Here is a 1,269-nt window from a genome sequence, read left to right on the forward strand (position 1 = left end):
CTACGGCCGCTTTCGTGCGTTGGCGAAGGCCAAGGAGTTCGGCGCGGTAGAGCGGTTTTCGGGAAGCACGGTTGCGGCGCTGGCGAAGGCTGCTCTTGGGATAGGCAGTATCGAGGCGAAGCATGGCCAAGGTGATTTTTCGTAGTAACGAGAGGTTGCGTGCGGCCTCGTCCTTACGCACCCGGCAGGCATCTTCCCGGAAGGTCACGTCGAGGACCCAGTGCATCGACTCGATCCCCCAGTGCGTCCGGACCGCCCGGCTGAAGTCATCGACAGTGGTGACGCCGCGGCTCATGATGAAGTAGCGGCGCTCCGTGCTGATCGTCGCGCTCTCGCCCCGACCCTTTTCCTGCGTGGTCTCGATCATGCCCACCGCACCGAGCGTTGGCCACGCTTCCAGGATCGCTTCCGGTAACCAGTCAACCCGCGGCACCCAGACCGCGCGTCGGGTCTCGATGCGTCCGTGATCCTTCTCGACCGTCGTCTGGTGTTGCACGTCGACCGAGCCCCAACCGCGCTCGTCTCCCGTCGCGAAACTCTCGCTGAGCGCTTCCGACAGGGTCTTCTGGTTGGCCTTGACCGCCAGAACGTAGTCCCCGCCTTTTTCGATGATCGCGGCGGCAATGTCGGTTTGGCAGCCGAGGGCGTCGAGGGTGACGATACAGCCGTCCAGAAGCAGCGTATCGAGCAGGGCGCGAACGGCCTTGAGTTCGTTGCCCTTGCCGGCCGAGCCTTCCTGGCCCAGGGTTAGCCCGAGCGAGGTGGCGTAGGCGCTCACGAGATGCAAGGGCGGTACCGTGCCGTCCTTCGATCCGCGTACCGTTTTGCCGTCGAGCGCGATGATGTCTTTCACGACACCGACGAGGCCGCCGATCCATTCCCGGAAGCACGATTCGAAGACGTCTGGATCCAGCACGCGGAACACATCGCCAAAGGTGTCATGCGAGGGCGTGCCATGCGGGAGCTCAAGAAAGCTCTTGAGCCAGGCCTCTTCGTCTTCGCACCAGTCGGCGACTTCGACCCAGTCATCCGCACCACACAATACAGCGCAGATCGCCATCACCAGAATCTCGCTCAGGCCATAGCGTTTGGCTGGCCCGCGACGCGGGTCTTTCAGGCGGGAAAAGATCGACAGCAGGGTCATCGTTACGCTCGAAAAATACGAGAGTAGACGATATTTCTTCAGTGTTTACAATAGGTTGTTGTATCTGTCTGATCGTAAACGACTTTTTCTGCGGGTTTACGACATTTGCGTAAGCGATTGCCGTG

The 1,269-nt window shown here is 61.1% G+C and carries 1 protein-coding gene; it reads right to left on the bottom strand.

Going from position 1 to position 1,269, the window contains the following annotated elements:
* Positions 1 to 1,144 (bottom strand): ISAs1 family transposase (locus BO74_RS21110; RefSeq protein WP_496445374.1); only part of this gene is annotated, 1,144 nt, incomplete at its 3' end.
* Positions 1,145 to 1,269 lie beyond the last annotated feature (125 nt).

The organism is Propionivibrio pelophilus DSM 12018 (assembly GCF_059569095.1).